The sequence below is a fragment of the Verrucomicrobiia bacterium genome, assembly GCA_036405135.1.
Taxonomy (GTDB): domain Bacteria; phylum Verrucomicrobiota; class Verrucomicrobiia; order Limisphaerales; family JAEYXS01; genus JAEYXS01.
Map to the genome: position 1 here is coordinate 70260 of DASWYF010000002.1, position 15577 is coordinate 85836.

Consider the following 15577-nt stretch of genomic DNA (forward strand, 5'->3'; position numbering starts at 1 on the left):
CCAGATGGAACGAAGCCAGATCATTCGCGCTTGCGCCGGGCGCAGCCGAACAATCCTAAGCCGCCAATCAGCAGAGCAATGGAGGTGGGTTCCGGAACTACGGCCAAGTTTTGAAGGGAAGCGACGTAGACAGGATCGGGATCGTAGACAGTGGTGCCTGTATAAACGCCATCGCCATCCAACACGCCCGCGTTGAGGGCGAAGCCGGAACCATCGAAAGCCAGTCTGCCTTGGCCGGAGCTATCGACTGCTTTGTCGTTCGGCATCAGGTTGGCGAACTGGATGTAATCGACACCCTGGCTTTCAGTGAGGCCGAAATTTGAGAGGTCGTATTTGTAGATGTGGAGACCCTCGTTGCCGGTCGTGCCGCCGAATTCCGACGTGGCGAAGTAGTGCCAATCCGACCAGTTTTCCGTGCCGCCGATATGGACACGGACCATCATGCCTTCAACGCCAGCTTGCGTGGAGGCGGATTCAAAGATGACAAAATCATCACCCGAACCATTAAAAATCCCCAAGCCGCTGGCCCATGAGACTTCAATGCCGTGGCGGGTGGTGGAGCCGTTATCACCGCGCGGCAGGTTGACGCCGCGCAAGCCGGTGTTCAAGTCTGTGAGGTCACCGAGGCTCAAGGCTGTGTTAAAACCTGAGCTGCTGGCAGGGAAATTGGGGATGGCTGAGGTGGTGCCGTTCGGCAGCAAGGGGCTGAAGCTGACGCCGCCTAACGTCTCGCCATTGCCGAGGAGTTTGGCGCGATCGGGTGTCAGTGCCTGATCGAACGTCACGGAACCGAAGGAGTAGGTGCTGGAAATAGCGTGGGCCTGACCGGCTACGCCGGCCAAATATCCCAAGGTGCCCAGTGCCAGCAAGGTCCTAAGATGAGTGCGAAAGGCGGTGGTTTTCATACAAACTCAATCTGGGAAGAAGGTGGGACTGAGGCCAAGAATTGTCAATCAAATGTGACTTGTATTAGTGGTGCTTTTGCGCGATTTAATAGAAGGCCACTTGCTTACCAAGCACTTAGGTGTTTTAATTCCGAGTGCGGGGCGGGAAACTGAATGAATCCTGAACTGAATCAAAGAACCAATGGAGCAAGCAGCCAGTCGACACTGATCGTCGTTGTTGATGACGAGCCGATGGTCGGTGAACTGGTTCAGACCATATTTGCATTGGAGGGACTGGATTCCAAGGTTTACCAGGATCCTATTGCAGCGTTGCAGGAGTTGAAGGGGTGGGCGGGGCCACCGGCGTTGTTGCTGACGGATTTCAGGATGCCCGGCATGAATGGAATGGAACTCATCCAAGGTGCCAAGACGCGGTTTCCCGAGCTCAAGACGGTGTTGTTCAGCGGTAATGTGGATGAGAGCATCCAGAGCGAATATCCACTTCACGCGGATGCGTTCATCCGTAAACCGTTTTATCCCAATCTCCTGTTGGATACAGTCCGTAAAGTCCTAAAAGACGGGGGGGCTGGAAGAGCACAACCGTGACGGCTGTTTGCTGGTGATGATCTTACGCGGAAAAAAACTGGGCATTCTTCTTTCCACAAAACCGGAAGAGCCAAATTTTCAACATGGAGTCTGCCTTGCTGCAGCGGGGGTGGCCCGTGGCGTGGAAGTGTATCTCTACTGTATTGATGACGCCGTTTCTGGAATCAGAGATCCCCGCATCACTCATCTGAAACAACTCGGGGTGCGTTTGTTCGCGTGCGCGTATGGAGCACAAATGCGGAATTTGGAGGCAGATGATTGCGTGTATTTTGCAGGCCTGACCGTGGTGGCCGATCTGATGGCGGACACGGATCGCTTCATAAGTTTCAACTGAGTATGAGCGAAGCCGCAAAAAAAGTTTTGATCGTTGTCACCTCAGATCCGAGGGCGAATGGGAAAGCTGCGGAGGCGGTGCGCATTGCGGCAGGGGTGGGTAGCTGGGAAAAGGTGGCGGTGATAGTTTGTTTTTGTGGCGAAGCACGGCGGGTGATAGCGGATGAGCCGGACGATCTGATCAACGGCGAAGTGATCAGTTCTTATCTGCCACTGTTGCAGGAAAATCCTGAAGCGGTGCGAGTGCTGGTAGAAAATGGGATGCACGACTGCGGTATTGCTGCCATCACGCTGCCACAATTGGCCGAGCTGGGGCGCGGCATGGATAATGTCATGAGGTTCTAAATGAAAAAAATCCTTCAAGTCATCACGCGGGAAGACGATATGCTGGCTGATGACGTAGCGGATGCAAATCTTGCTGCGGACGATCGCGTCCGGGTGGTGCGACTTTCGCCGGGCAGGACTGATTATGAGGAGCTTCTGGAGGCGGTGTTTGAGGCGGATTCAGTGCAGAGCTGGTAGTGATATGAGTGCGCCACAGAGGGGTGGCGGAAAGAATTTGTTTTGGGGTTGATAAAAGACCGGTTTGGTAATCCTTTAGACTTGAATGACAAAGCCGGGAAATCAATCCAGTCTGAGCCTGTCTTACACCCGGATCAGTGCTTTGCTGGTGATCATACTTGGTGGCGGGGTGTTTTTTGGGTGGCTGCTCCAGAGCATAACCATGGTGGCAGTGGTGGCGGGGTTCACTCCGATGCAGCCGAACACAGCGGTTTGTTTCGTCGTGGCCGGAGCGGCGATTCTGGCGGCAGGCAAGGAGAGGATGCGGTGGACATTGTGGCTGGGGGCAGCTATCGCAATGGTGGGGCTGGCCACCTTGCTTCAATATACGTATGGAGGAAATTTCGGCATCGATCAGTTCCTGATCAAACCGTTCTATGTGGAGAGGAGTGCGTTTCCCGGACGGATGTCGATGCTCACCTCCATCTGTTTTTTTCTCGCTGGGCTCTCCCTGGTCATAAAAGCCAGCAGCCAGCAAAATCCCCGGCTGAGAATAATGCTGGCGATCTGCAACAGTTGTGTGCTTGGGATCGCATCGACCGCCTTTTTTTCTTATCAGCTTGATGTGGAGGGGTTGCAGGGCTGGCGACGGCAGATCGGGCAGATGGCTTTGCACACATCGATCGGTTTCCTGCTTCTGAGCACGGGAATTTTTTCTTTGGCCTGGCATCGCACCAAGCAGGAGCAGACGGGCTTGCCGAGCTGGCTGCCATTTCCCGTTGGCATCGGTGCGCTCGCCGCCACGCTGTATGTCTATCTGATGGTGTTGTCCTCCCAACAGATGCAGACGGAGCGGAGCACGGCGCTGCAACTGGAGAACCTCCGCGTGCTGCTCCATCATTCCATCGATGAGCGCATGGGGGCGCTGAACCGGATGGCCAGGCGCTGGGAGGCGGCCGGAGGGATCGCCGAGGCTGAGTGGGAGAAGGATGCAGCCAATTATGTAGGTGATCTGCCCGGATTTCAGGCGGTGCAATGGATTGATGCAAGTATGGTGGTGCGGCGGTGTGTGCCGGTGAAGGGAAATGAATCGGTTATCGGATTGAATCTGGGCGAAAATCCGGCACGTCTGGCAATTTACGAACGTTCGCGGCAGCAGGGCCGGCTTACGTTCACCCCGGCGATCAACCTGATCCAGGGCGGAAGGGGCTTTCTTGTCCATGTCCCTTTGATGGTGAATGGCCAACCGGATGGCTTCATCGTGGGGGTGTTTCGTTCCCAAGATTTTTTGTCCAGCGTGATCCGGCCGGAACTGGTGCGGGATCATTCTTTGTTTGTCTATGATGGGGACAAGGAGCTGTATCGTTCACAAAAGGAGAATTTTGGCCCCGGACGTTCACTGGCCAAGCAGGCGAAACTGAAACTGCCGGGGTCGGAATGGGACATGGTGCTGGAACCGCTCCGGGTGGACACAGAATCCAAGATGTCCGAATTGGTGCAGTGGATTGGTGCGGGGATCGCCTTGCTGCTTTCCGGCATGACCTGGCTGGCGCAGACTGCTTACCGGCGCACAGGCGAGCTGCAAAAGGGTAATGAGCAGCTTTCTGCCGAAGTGCTGGAACGACGCCGGGTGGAGGAAGAATTGCGCCGGTTGGGCATCTCGCAAAGGGCAGTCCTGGGCAGTGCCAATTATTCGGTCATCTCCACCACCATGGACGGGACCATCACCTCCTTCAATGCCGCCGCCGAGAGGATGCTCGGATATGCGGCCGAGGAAGTGGTCGGAAAGGTGAGTCCGGCCATCATTCATCTGGAAGAGGAAGTGGTGGCGCGGGCGGGGGAACTGGAGAAGGAACTGGGCCGGAAAATCGAGCCGGGATTTGATGTCTTCGTGGCCAAGGCGCGCATGGGGCAAACTGAAGAGAGGGAGTGGACGTATGTGCGCAAGGACGGAAGCCGGTTTCCCGTGCTGCTTTCCGTTACCGCCATCCGGGATGAACGGCACGGCACCGTCGGTTTTCTGGGCATCGCCAGCGACATCACCGAGCGCAAGGAGTCGGAGGAGAAGCTGGCAGATGAAAAGGCGCGCCTTTTCGCTTTCATCGAGCATGCACCGGCGGCGGTGGCGATGTTTGACCGTGAGATGAGATACATCGCCGCGAGCCGCCGCTGGTTCGTGGATTACGGGCTGAGCGGCCAGTCCATCCTCGGCCGCAGTCACTACGAGGTGTTCCCCAATGTCGGAGAGAACTGGAAAGATATCCACCGTCATTGTTTGGCGGGGGCGATCGAGCGGAAGGATGATGACGTTTGGCGGCCACCGGGTTGGGACCATGACCAGCACCTGCGCTGGGAGGTGCGTCCGTGGTTTGATGGCGCTGGTAAAATCGGCGGGGTCATGATGTTCACGCAAGACATCACAGCGGATCGCATGCGCGAGCAGGAGCTGGGGCGGATGCGGGATGCGGCGGATGCGGCGAACCAGGCGAAGAGCGAGTTCCTCGCGAATATGAGCCATGAAGTGCGCACCCCGATGAACGGTGTCATCGGTATGACCGGACTTCTGCTGGATACACCGCTAACGCTGGAGCAGCGGAATTATGCGGAGACGATCCAGTTCAGTGCGGAGTCATTGCTGACGGTGATCAATGACATCCTGGATTTCTCGAAGATCGAGGCGGGCAAGCTGGTGTTCGAGACGCTCGATTTCAATCTGCAGGAGACGGTGGAGGAATCGCTGGAGATTCTGGCGCAACGGGCGCAATCCAAAGGCATCGAACTGGTCGGCTGGCTGGCACCGGAAGTGCCGGTGAATTTGCGCGGTGATCCGGGGCGCATACGGCAGGTGCTGAACAATCTCTTGAGTAATGCGGTGAAGTTCACTGAGCGGGGTGAAGTGGTGATGAATGTGCGGCTCACGAGTGAGACGCAGGATCACGCGGTTCTGCGCTTCGAGGTGAAGGACAGCGGCATCGGCATCTCAGAGGAAGCGCAGAGGCGTTTGTTCCAGGCGTTCTCGCAAGCGGACGGTTCGACAACGCGCAAATACGGTGGCACCGGCTTGGGGCTGGCGATCAGCCGGCAATTGGTTGAATTGATGAATGGCGAGATCGGCGTAACGAGCGAGCCGGGGAAAGGTTCCACGTTCTGGTTCACTGCACGGTTGGAAAAGCAGCAGCAGACCGCGATAAAACTCGTGCCAGTGACATCTCTTATTCAAGCGGGTGACCGCGTGCTTATTGCGGTGACCAACCCGGCGAACCGCGAGTTTCTGCACAATCAACTGCTGGCGTGGAAGATGAATTCCGTGGCAGTGGGTACGGGAGAAGAGGCGCTGAAGGCGATACGTGAGAGCTTGCGGAAAGAAGGCCGGTTCAAACTGGCGGTGCTGGATCAAAAGCTGCCGGGCATTGACGGGGTGGCACTGGCCAGGATCATCCGACAGGAGATCGGTCGTGACGGGCTCAAACTGGTTTTGCTGGAATCTGGAACGGAAGCCGTCAGGCCGCAGGAGATCGTGGAAGCCGGGATCGACGGCGCTTTACAGAAACCGCTGACGCAGTCACGTATGCTGGATTGTTTTATGACTGTGAGTGCGCAGGCGATGAACCCGCGTTCGCTCGCGATGGTGCCGGTGGAGGCGGTAGAGACTGTGAGCAACCAGCCGAAGAGAAAGATCAAGATACTGCTGGCAGAGGACAATGCGGTGAACCAGAAAGTGACGCTGGGACAACTGCGCAAGCTGGGATGCCAGGCGGATTGTGTGGGTAATGGTCTGGAAGTGCTGCAGGCGTTGGAAGTGGTGCCGTATGAGATCGTGCTGATGGACTGCCAGATGCCGGAGATGGACGGCTTTGCAGCATCGCGCGAGATCCGGCATCGGGGATTGAATGTGCATATCATCGCGTTGACGGCGAATGCGATGCAGGGCGATCGTGAGCGTTGCCTGGCGGCGGGGATGAGCGATTACATCACCAAACCGATGAAGCTGGAGGATCTCAAGGCGGCGATCGACCGCTGGGCTGATCTGCGGCCGCGCAAGGTGACGGGAGACACGGAGACATCACCGACGACCACGGCCGTGTTCAACCTGGAGATATTGCGGACGGCTACCTCAGACGATCTGGACCTGACGAGCGATCTGGTGGCGGTTTATTTCGATGATGTGGAAAAGACGCTGCCGTTGCTGGAAGCGGCGTGTAAATCGCGAAAGCTGCCGGAGGTGAATAAGCTGTCACACCGGTTGCGTGGTTCCAGTGCCACCATGGGTTTGGACCGTGTGGCCAAGGTGCTGGAAAAGATCGAGATGAAATCGGAGACTGGAGCGGTGGAGGCGTTAATGCCGTTGATGGAGGAATTGCGGCGGCAGATGTCTCTGGCGAAGACGGCGCTGGAGAAGCATGTGGAGGGGTTGAAGAGGTAGAGGGCATCTTTCTTGGCCCATGGGGCCAGAAGATTCATAGCAGCGGCTTGAAAGCCGCTGTTGGATGGGAAACGGATACGGTCACGTAGTGACCGAAGAAGTTTATCTTGCGTCGCTAACGCGACGCTCATCCTCAAAAAAGTAACGGCGGCTTAAAAGCCGCCGCTATGAATCTTTCGTGCCTGACGGCACGGAATAATAAACATTCTTTAGCCGTTGATGCTTTGCAGAATCTCTTCGGCGGCCTGGCGGGGGTTGGCGGCTTGGTAGATGGGGCGGCCGATGACGAGCCAGTTGGCTCCGGCAGCCATCGCTTCTTTCGGGCTGAGGACGCGTTTTTGATCGCCTAGGTCTTGGCCAGCACCGCGCACGCCGGGGGTGACGAGCTGGACTTCGTGGGGGAGGACTTGGCGCAGGAGAGCGATCTCCAAAGGGGAGCAGACGAGGCCGCGCAGGCCGCTTTGGCTGGCGAGGGTCGCGAGGCGTTCCACTTGTTTGCCGATGTCATCACCCACGCCGGTTTCCGAAAGAGACTGTTGATCCATGCTGGTGAGGACGGTCACGCCGAGGACGAGCGGGGCGGGGATACCGGCTTGCAGCGCAGTCTTTTGGGCGGATTCCTCGGCGGCCTTCATCATCGCGCTGCCGCCGCAGGTGTGGATGGTGAGCATGTCCACGCCCATGCGCGTGGCGGAGGCGACGGCCTTCGCGACGGTGTTCGGGATGTCGTGAAATTTCAGGTCCAGGAACACACCGGCACCGGTGGCCTTGATCTCTTTGACGATGGATGGGCCGGCGGCGGTGAAGAGTTCACTGCCGATCTTGAGCGCGCCCACGGAGCCACGCAGGGCATTGGCCAGTTGGATGGCCTGTTCAGCGGTGGGAACGTCGAGGGCAACAATGATCGGATTGCGCATGGGCATGACGGTAACAAGTAGCGCAGGGGAGCGTCACGCGCAAATGGAGGGAATGGATTGGCTGCAAAGAGGCGCAGAAGGCGCAAAAAGGTTGGAGCGCGACTCTCCGAGTCGCAGCAATCTCGAATGGGAAACTGGATTGAAGAAGCTTGAGGCTTTCAAATAAAGGTCATTTTTAGACTTCAGCCATTCTGAATGCTGCATTTGCTCAGGTGAATTGCTGCGACTCGGAGAGTCGCGCTCCGTTTACTTGTTCAGCGTTTTTGACATCTTCTGCCGCTTCCCCTAGTGTCCCCGGCGCATGAATGTGATTCGCCTGACAGCGGGCAATTTGCCCGTGAGTTGTGGTAATTGACCGGGCACTTCAGATTGTTGACCCGACGAATCGAGGAGACGTGCATGCGTGGGATCGTGGCGTGTTACGCGTAATGCCGCTTCAGGATTGCCTCATTGCATGCTCCGGCGGCAACAGGTAATGAGTGTGTGTCTGTTCAAGCCGAAGAAGCTATACGATGAGCAAAGATAAGCCTACTCGTGGTGGGGGTAAAAAGAAGGACACAGTCTCGCTGGTCCGTTCTTCGGCGGCGGAGTATCTGACTTTTGTGGCGGCCAGTGGCAAGGGCGGAGTGGAGGCGGTTTATGCTGGTGAGAATGTGTGGCTCAGCCAGAAGATGATGGGGTTGCTGTATGATGTGGAGACGCACACCATCAATTACCATCTCAAACAAGTTTTTGCTGATCACGAGTTGCAGGAGGAGTCAGTTATTCGAAATTTTCGAATAACTGCCGCTGACGGCAAAGCCTACGACACGCAGCACTACAATTTGGCCGCGATCATCGCCGTGGGCTACAAGGTGAATTCGGGACGCGCCGTGCAGTTCCGCAAGTGGGCCACCACGATCATCGAGTCGTTCACCATCAAGGGTTTTGCGATGGATGACGAGCGGCTGAAGAACGATGGCTCCATCCTTGGGAAAAAGTATTTCGAGGAGCAGCTTCAGCGCATCCGGGAAATCCGCCTGAGCGAGCGCAAGTTTTATCAGAAGATCACGGACATCTACGCCACTTCCATCGATTACGATGTCACTGCCGCCGCTACTCAGCGCTTTTTCGCCACGGTGCAGAACAAGCTGCATTGGGCTATCCACGGGCAGACGGCGGCAGAGGTGATCCTCTCCCGCGCTGATGCGGCCAAAACACACATGGGGCTGACTACCTGGAAGGACGCGCCCAAGGGTAAGATCCAGAAGTTCGATGTAAGTGTGGCGAAAAATTATCTTACGGCCGACGAAATGGCGCAATTGCAACGGTTGGTTTCCGCCTATCTGGATGTGGCTGAGGATATGGCGCTACGGCAGATCCCGATGACGATGCAGGATTGGGAGACCCGGCTTAACCGCTTCATTGCCGCGACGGACCGTGAGATATTGCAGGATGCGGGCAAGGTGACGGCCGAAATTGCCCAGGCTCATGCGGAAAGTGAGTTTGAGAAATACAGGATTGTGCAAGACCGGTTGTTCGAATCGGATTTTGACAGGGTGATCAAGAAACTGCCGGGAGCGGGTGATAAACCGTAACTGGAGTTAAGGAAAAGGCAGAGCTTTCTCACGTCGCCTGCTACCGGATGGGGATCCGCCTCCTAACCTCGGCGGCTACAGTTCGAGGACGAGCATGAAGGGAGGCTTGTTCAGCGTTTTTGACATCCTCTTCCGCTTCCCCTAGTGTCCCCGGCGCATGAATGTGATTCGCCTGACAGCGACGAATTTCGCCGACGAGATGCGGCAGTTGACCGGTCATTCCAGCCTGTTTGACCAGACGATCGAGGCGCGTACGCGGGAGATCGTGGAGGGAGTGTATCTGCGCGGGGATGCCGCGGTGCTCGAATATACGGAGAAGTTCAATGGCGTGCATCTGGCGCCGGAGGATCTGGCGGTGAGTCAGGCGGAGAGTTTCAATGCGTCTTTGCAGGCGGATGAGCATTTGCGCCGGGCGGTGGATATCGCCAGCAGCAACATCGAGCTGTTCGCGCGCAAGGCGCTGCGGAAGAACTGGACGGGGAAGAATCGCCAGGGGGCGACGGTGGGGGAGAAGTTCGATCCGTTTCAGCGCGTGGGCATCTACATCCCGGGCGGCACGGCTCCGCTGGTTTCCACGGCTTTGATGACGGTGACGTTGGCGCGCGTGGCGGGTTGTCAGGAGATCGTGGTCTGCACGCCTTGTGATAATCAGGGGAAGATCAATCCGGCGCTGCTCTTCGCGGCGCGGCAGGCGGGGGCGACGGAGATTTATCGGGTGGGTGGGGCGCAGGCGATCGCGGCGATGGCGTATGGCACACCGACGATCAAGCATGTGCAAAAAGTTTTCGGACCGGGCAACGCGTATGTGGTGACGGCGAAGCGCCTCTTGTTCGGTCACGTGGCGGTCGACCTCTTGCCGGGGCCGAGCGAGGTGATGGTGATCGCGGATGATTCGGCGAATCCCAAGTTCATCGCCGCCGATCTGCTGGCCCAGGCGGAGCATGGTTCCGGCCATGAGCGAGTCTGGATGGTCACGACCTCCATCAAGCTGCTGCACGCCGTGGAGCGGGAGATCAACAACCAGTTGCCCAAACTTTCACGTCACGAATTCATCGGCAAGGCATTGCACAACCATGGTCACCTGATCTTGGTGAAATCCATGGACGTGGCGGCAGACGTGGCGAATGCGCTGGCACCGGAGCATTGCGAGATCATGACGAAGGACGCCGAGAAGCTGAGCGAGAAGATCACCACCGCTGGCGCGATTTTCCTCGGTGGTTATTCGCCGACGGTCATGGGCGATTACATGGCGGGACCGAGCCACACCTTGCCCACGGGCGGGGGCGGATTATCCTTCGCCGGCTTGACGGTGGACCAATTTCAGCGTCGTACGAGCCTGGTGCAGTATAACCGGACGGCTTTGCAGAAATCGGTGTCCACCATCCAGAAGTTCGCCGAGATGGAAGGCTTGGACGCGCATGGCCGCTCCGCGACCATTCGCTTGGAGGGCAATAAGTGAGCGCGGGCAAAATTTCCAAAGGCGGAAAATCTCCCGCTAAATTAATTCGGCCCATGGTGCATGCCTTGCATCCGTATGTGCCGGGTGAGCAGCCGCGCATCCGCGGGCTCGTGAAGCTGAACACGAACGAGAATCCGTATCCGCCCTCACCGAAAGTGATCGAGGCGACGAAGGCGGCGGTGGATGGGCGGCTGCGGCTGTATCCGAATCCCACGGCGCAAGCGCTCCGCGAAAAGCTGGCGAAGCTGCACAAGTGCGCGCCGGAAAATATCATCATCGGCAACGGCTCGGATGAACTGCTGATCATGGCGGTGCGGGCCTTCACGGAACCGGTGGCGACGGGCGCGCCCGTGGACAAGACGACGGTGCAGTATTTCACGCCGAGTTATTCGCTCTACCCGGTGTTGTCCGACATTCATGGTTCGCGGACGAACGGTGTGCCGTTGAAGGCGGACTTCGGGATTCCGACGGTGGCGGAGTTGAAGCAGGGGAAGCAGTGGCAGTTCAATGCGGCGCTGACTTTCGTCACGACACCGAATGCGCCGAGTGGTCGCGGTTATTCGGTGGCGGAGTTGGAAGCACTCTGCCAGGCGCAGAAGGGGATCATCGTCTTGGATGAGGCGTATGTGGACTTCGCCAAGGAGAATGCCTTGGACCTTGCGTTGAAGTATCCGCATGTGATCGTCTCGCGGACGTTCTCGAAGGCGTATTCGCTCTGCTTCCAGCGGGTGGGTTATTTTGTGGCGCATGCGGAGGTGGTGGCGGCGCTGGATAAGATCCGGGACAGCTACAATGTGAATGGGCTTGGGCAGGTGGCCGCCTTGGCGACTCTCAGCGACCTGCCGTATTACCGGGCGGGCTTTAAGAAGATCATCGCCACACGGAGCCGGTTGACGGAGGAGTTGACCGGGTTGGGCTTCACGGTGCTGCCGAGCCAGACGAATTTCATCCTCACCAAACCACCAGCATTTCCGGCGGAGCAGTGGTTGGGCAAGTTGCGTGACCGGAAGGTGTTGGTGCGGTGGTTCAAGTATCCAGAGGTGCGGGATTATCTGCGGATCACAATCGGGTCGGAGGGGGAGGCGGAGGTGCTTCTCAAGGCGGTGAAGGGGATATTGGCAGGGGCGAGGTGAGAAGGGCGAAGCCGGTTGCACCGGCGGGCCAATTGAGGAAAACATCGAACATCGAGTGGGGGAGGTGGGATGTGGCTTGCTGGACTGGTGGCGGAGGCGATGGGGGCGGTTAGCGATTTGCTGGGCCGGAAATGAAGAGGGAAAATAACCATGTGTGGGACCTCTATAGGCTTAAAGCATCGCCGGGAAAAATTGGTAGCCGTATTTGAAATCGATTTCTGACGCCTTATCCAGCAGCATCTTCCGTGTCATCACACCGGGGGGATTTACCTTCATGAAGGCGTTCCACTCACTGTGAATCTGACTCTGGTGAAGTTTCGGACTGATGTGCGCCGGAATCCCCCGCAAATTCTCCAGCGAGTGAAGCTCCGCCTTCGAAATTAGATTCGGATAATCCTCCCATGCCTCGCGCGGTACTGCGTGATGCACCTCCACCCTCTTCGCCAGTTCTGGATGCGCTGCGAAAAATGTCTTCTTATAATCCGTCGTCGTTGATTGCCCAAGCGTCGCCCGGGGCGGCTTGAAACCCTGCGGCCTCATCGCCACCCGCGCCCGGTTCGCCGCCACCGTCACCCGCGCCGCCACCTGCGGGAAGAGCCCCTGCGCGTGGCTGAGCCGGCCCCCGGATGCTCTTTTCGCCACCTCGCCCAGATCCGCAGCCTTCCCCGCGTGCTTCAATTTCGAGAACGGCACCAGCAACGTGGCCATCTCCAGCGCGGCCTCGCCGCCCAGCCGATGATTAGCCTCGCTCTCCACCACCGCCCGCCCCCGCGCCGTCTTCAGCTCGAAATAATTCACCCCGTGCGATTCCCCCACCTGCCGCGCCTTATCGTCATAATACGCCCCGGCCAAATCCGCCACATCCTGCTCCATCTCTACCAGGGGCGTGTCCTTCACATAGATCGCAAGGTCCACTGCCGCGTCTCCCAGCTTCGTCGCCGTGTCGATCGGATGCCGTAACACCTGCCACAGCCCTCCCACCAGCGACTCCGCTCCTTCGCTCACCCCCTGCGCGGCCGCCTTCAACCGGGCCGGACCGGCATTCACCATCCGCACTTCGTTCGCGAAACCCTGGAGCGACTCCGCGTCCCCGCCGAATCGCAGGAACCGTTCCCCGTTCCCTTCATCACCGAAATTCTTCGTCGAAAGGATCTCTACCACGAACACCGCCATCCCTGTCTCCCGATTGTAGAGAAACGGCTCCGCCACCCGGAAAAGCTTTCCTTGCGCCGCCAGTGCATCCGCGCTCACTCCCGGTAATTCCGCCAGCGAAATATAAACCTCCGGCTCGACCTTCACCGATCCTCCGCGGAAATACCACGCCGCCCAGACCGCCAATCCCAATACCAAAAGTACCAGCCCTAACTTCATCCAAATAAAACTTTTCATACCCATCTCCTCATTGTTACCCGTGCTTACTCTCGCAAGTCTAGTCATCGCCTCCTATTCATCCCGAAACCAAGAAATCCCGCACTTACAAAAAATCAGCCCCGTTTGTAAACCAGCCAACGACTACTGCCTTCCATTTCTTTTTGGTTCCCAGCGGGCCGGGATGTGCCGCCAAGTGTAAAGGGCAGTTTCCATTTCATCTTTAACGTGCATGAAGCGCGCTTTCAGCGCTTGGGCAGACACCGCGCCATACATGGGGCGTTGCTCCATCTGGAATGAAGCGGGCCTTTGGCCCTGATTATATCCGTTGAGATCGAGTGGCGCCTTAGCCAAACTTGACAACGGCTTTCGATTCACGCCCAATCGGAATCGAAAAGCGAAATGAAAGTTTGGTAAGCGAAGCTACCCCGCAATGGTTCAGCCCATGAAGTCGTCGCCTGTTCAATCCATGCGCTCTCTGCTCGCCATCGCCTGCATTTTGGCATGGCTCACGGGTCTCTCACTGGGCGCGGCGGAATCCCGTCCCAATGTCGTTTTTATCGTCATTGATAATGTGGATTTCGGCTACTTGGGCAAATGCTACGGCGGCACCAGCCTGACGCCTCATCTTGATCGCATCGCGGAGCGCGGGGTGAAATTCACACGCGCCTATGCGGTCACGCCGTTGTGCGTGCCGAGCCGATACACCTGCCTGAGCGGGCGCTACGCCTCGCGCGGACATGCCACAGCAAATGATGATGACGACGGGGAAGGCGGCAGCCACGTGGCGCTGGAAGCAGACCGGCCAAACCTGCCCAAGGTGATGCATCAGGCCGGTTACCGAACGGGCTTCGTCGGCAAGTATCACCTCGAGTCGGAGAAGTATGACCGCTTCCGTGGCAAAAATGGCGACGTCTTCGGCACCGAGGCGGATGCGTGGTTGAAGCAGCGCAGCGCGTGGCTGACCGGACGCATCAAGGAGCGCGGGTTTGATTTCGTCGCCGCGCCGATCGACTTCCGCGTGTCGCAGTTCAAGGGCATCGACCTCTACGGCGAACGCTACAGCCACAACCTCGAAGTCGAGGTGCTTGGCGCACTGAATTTCATCGAACAAAGCAAGGAGCAGCCGTTCTTCCTCTACCTGGCAACACATCTCCTGCACCTGCCGATCGATGCAAAGCTGCTGCTCGATGATTACGCAAAGTATGGCCGCGTGACCGAGGGCGGTTTGCTGCCCGAGGCGCCCAAAGTGCCCATGCCCTCGCGCAAGGAAATCTACGACACCGCCAAAGCGGCGGGCGCAAAGACCGCGCAGCAATTCGGCATGCACTGGCTGGACTGCGGCATCGGCGCGGTGGTGCAGCGTCTTGAGGAACTCAAACTGCTCGACAACACGCTGCTCGTCGTCTTTTCAGACAACAACCAGCGCGGCAAGGAGACGCTCTATGAAGGCGGGGCGCGCGTCCCGCTGCTGGTGATGTGGCCGAAGCGATTGAAAGCCGGCACGGAATGCGACCGCATCGTCGCCAACACGGATTTTGCGCCCACTATTTTTGCCGCCTGTGGAATCACGCCGCCCACCGGCATGATACTCGATGGCCGCAACTTCCTGCCGGTGCTCGCCAACGCCAAGGCGCCGTGGCGCGATGGGCTGCTCCTCGAAAACGGGCACACGCGTGCGATCGTCACCGACCAGTGGAAATACGTGGCGCTACGCTATCCGCCGGAGGTGCAGGAAAAGATCGCGGAAGTGGATCGCACCGGAAAATTTCCGCCCCTGACAGCGAAAGCGGAGTTGTTTTTCGACAAGTTCAAAAAGACCCTCACGCCCGAGCAATGGAACTTCGCGCGTAACTCATGGCGCTGGCACACGCAGGGAAACAATTACATGAAGTCCATCGATGATTTCCCCTTCCAGTTCGACGCGGATCAATTGTTCGCGATGGGCAGCGGTCTGGCCCCGCAGGACACGAAGAACCTCGCCAACATCCCCGCAAATGCCGAGGTGCTCGCGGACATGAAAGCAAAGCTCAAGCAAGCGCTCATCCCGCTCGAACAGCCCTTCGGCGAGTTCGGTACGAAATATCCGGCCGCGCCCGCCCCCATGTCGCGCAAGCAAAAGCGCATGCTGGAGAAGTGATGCATCCCGGCCAGTATCATTATGTAGCGGTGTGGCGAAGAAAAGAGGGAGCGGTCTTTTTGGATTCGGGCTTCGTTTTGGATCAGCGCATGACAACTCTGGGCTGATGGATGGATTCCTTTTTGGGATACGGGGTAGGGCGGGAAGTTAGAGCCTCGTCACCTCGTCTGCTACGATAGCCAAAAAAAGCGCAAAAGGCGCAAAGGGAAGAGGTTAGTTCTGCCTCATTATCCCGC

12 protein-coding genes are annotated in these 15577 nt (G+C 57.9%); 9 read left to right on the forward strand and 3 right to left on the reverse strand.

Translation table 11 applies throughout. The features are described from left to right. Positions 1-20: 20 nt before the first annotated feature. Positions 21-905: a PEP-CTERM sorting domain-containing protein gene (locus VGH19_00375; protein ID HEY1169796.1), complete on the reverse strand. Its 885-nt coding sequence runs from the start codon at positions 903-905 to the stop codon at positions 21-23. A 153-nt stretch (positions 906-1058) separates the two neighbouring features. On the opposite strand from VGH19_00375, the gene VGH19_00380 reads away from it, so the two are divergent. From VGH19_00380 to VGH19_00400, 5 genes are all read left to right on the forward strand, one after another. Beyond that, entirely contained in the window at positions 1059-1490 is a 432-nt protein-coding gene (locus VGH19_00380) for a response regulator (GenBank protein HEY1169797.1), read from the forward strand. A gap of 16 nt (positions 1491-1506) precedes the next feature. Beyond that, positions 1507-1824: a DsrE family protein gene (locus VGH19_00385; protein ID HEY1169798.1), complete on the forward strand. Its 318-nt coding sequence runs from the start codon at positions 1507-1509 to the stop codon at positions 1822-1824. A gap of 2 nt (positions 1825-1826) precedes the next feature. Next, positions 1827-2168 (forward strand): hypothetical protein, encoded by a 342-nt coding sequence (locus VGH19_00390; protein ID HEY1169799.1) that lies wholly within the window; start codon positions 1827-1829, stop codon positions 2166-2168. Beyond that, positions 2169-2345: a hypothetical protein gene (locus VGH19_00395; GenBank protein ID HEY1169800.1), complete on the forward strand. Its 177-nt coding sequence runs from the start codon at positions 2169-2171 to the stop codon at positions 2343-2345. Between the two features lie 85 nt (positions 2346-2430). Further along, complete coding sequence (locus tag VGH19_00400) at positions 2431-6747, forward strand: response regulator (protein HEY1169801.1); 4317 nt, start codon at positions 2431-2433, stop codon at positions 6745-6747. 209 nt (positions 6748-6956) lie between these two features. Here the strand turns inward: VGH19_00400 and pyrF are convergent, their stop codons facing one another. Next, on the reverse strand, positions 6957-7664 hold the full coding sequence (gene pyrF, locus VGH19_00405) for an orotidine-5'-phosphate decarboxylase (protein ID HEY1169802.1): 708 nt from the start codon (positions 7662-7664) through the stop codon (positions 6957-6959). A 512-nt stretch (positions 7665-8176) separates the two neighbouring features. On the opposite strand from pyrF, the gene VGH19_00410 reads away from it, so the two are divergent. The 3 genes from VGH19_00410 (at position 8177) to hisC (ending at position 11833) form a co-directional block, all read left to right on the forward strand. Beyond that, positions 8177-9241, forward strand: coding sequence for a virulence RhuM family protein (locus tag VGH19_00410; protein ID HEY1169803.1), 1065 nt, complete (start codon positions 8177-8179; stop codon positions 9239-9241). Between the two features lie 157 nt (positions 9242-9398). Next, complete coding sequence (gene hisD / locus VGH19_00415) at positions 9399-10700, forward strand: histidinol dehydrogenase (GenBank protein HEY1169804.1); 1302 nt, start codon at positions 9399-9401, stop codon at positions 10698-10700. Positions 10701-10753: 53 nt separating this feature from the next. Then, complete coding sequence (hisC, locus tag VGH19_00420) at positions 10754-11833, forward strand: histidinol-phosphate transaminase (GenBank protein HEY1169805.1); 1080 nt, start codon at positions 10754-10756, stop codon at positions 11831-11833. Positions 11834-12004: 171 nt separating this feature from the next. On the opposite strand, the gene VGH19_00425 is transcribed toward hisC, so the two are convergent. Next, entirely contained in the window at positions 12005-13222 is a 1218-nt protein-coding gene (locus tag VGH19_00425) for a hypothetical protein (protein ID HEY1169806.1), read from the reverse strand. 424 nt (positions 13223-13646) lie between these two features. Here VGH19_00425 and VGH19_00430 point away from each other — a divergent pair, with 424 nt between their 5' ends. Further along, positions 13647-15341, forward strand: coding sequence for a sulfatase-like hydrolase/transferase (locus VGH19_00430; protein HEY1169807.1), 1695 nt, complete (start codon positions 13647-13649; stop codon positions 15339-15341). Positions 15342-15577 lie beyond the last annotated feature (236 nt).

Coding starts and splice junctions, on each gene's coding strand:
- VGH19_00375 (HEY1169796.1), bottom strand. CDS start 905: ATGAAAACCACCGCCTTTCGCACTCATCTTAGGACCTTGCTGGCACTG.
- VGH19_00380 (HEY1169797.1), top strand. CDS start 1,059: ATGAATCCTGAACTGAATCAAAGAACCAATGGAGCAAGCAGCCAGTCG.
- VGH19_00385 (HEY1169798.1), top strand. CDS start 1,507: ATGATCTTACGCGGAAAAAAACTGGGCATTCTTCTTTCCACAAAACCG.
- VGH19_00390 (HEY1169799.1), top strand. CDS start 1,827: ATGAGCGAAGCCGCAAAAAAAGTTTTGATCGTTGTCACCTCAGATCCG.
- VGH19_00395 (HEY1169800.1), top strand. CDS start 2,169: ATGAAAAAAATCCTTCAAGTCATCACGCGGGAAGACGATATGCTGGCT.
- VGH19_00400 (HEY1169801.1), top strand. CDS start 2,431: ATGACAAAGCCGGGAAATCAATCCAGTCTGAGCCTGTCTTACACCCGG.
- pyrF (HEY1169802.1), bottom strand. CDS start 7,664: ATGCGCAATCCGATCATTGTTGCCCTCGACGTTCCCACCGCTGAACAG.
- VGH19_00410 (HEY1169803.1), top strand. CDS start 8,177: ATGAGCAAAGATAAGCCTACTCGTGGTGGGGGTAAAAAGAAGGACACA.
- hisD (HEY1169804.1), top strand. CDS start 9,399: ATGAATGTGATTCGCCTGACAGCGACGAATTTCGCCGACGAGATGCGG.
- hisC (HEY1169805.1), top strand. CDS start 10,754: ATGGTGCATGCCTTGCATCCGTATGTGCCGGGTGAGCAGCCGCGCATC.
- VGH19_00425 (HEY1169806.1), bottom strand. CDS start 13,222: ATGAAAAGTTTTATTTGGATGAAGTTAGGGCTGGTACTTTTGGTATTG.
- VGH19_00430 (HEY1169807.1), top strand. CDS start 13,647: ATGAAGTCGTCGCCTGTTCAATCCATGCGCTCTCTGCTCGCCATCGCC.